Source organism: Herbidospora sp. RD11066, from assembly GCF_054661255.1.
This window is the reverse complement of record NZ_BAAGDO010000149.1, coordinates 1-274: the sequence shown is the minus strand read 5'-3', so window position 1 is coordinate 274 and position 274 is coordinate 1. Positions and strand designations below refer to the sequence as shown.

At 45.3% G+C, this 274-nt stretch carries 1 protein-coding gene; it reads right to left on the bottom strand.

Annotation, left to right across the window (positions count from 1 at the left end):
• On the bottom strand, positions 1–261 hold a 261-nt coding region (locus tag ACYQ78_RS39595; RefSeq protein WP_459806140.1), incomplete at its 3' end, for a MutS N-terminal domain-containing protein.
• Positions 262–274: the final 13 nt, after the last annotated feature.

Genomic DNA, 274 nt, shown 5'->3' with positions numbered 1-274 from the left:
CACTGTTCCTGGCGTAATGACCTGAACAACCTCTCGTTTCACAACTCCAACAGCTTGTTTAGGATCTTCCATCTGCTCTGCGATAGCTACCTTATAGCCCTGCTCAATCAAGACATCAATGTACTGTTGGGCAGAATGATAGGGAACACCCGCCATAGGAATCGGATTGTCCGCATTCTTGTTGCGACTCGTTAAGGAAATTTCCAGAATCTGCGCAGCATTGACCGCATCCTCATAAAATAATTCATAAAAATCACCCATCCGAAAGAGCACA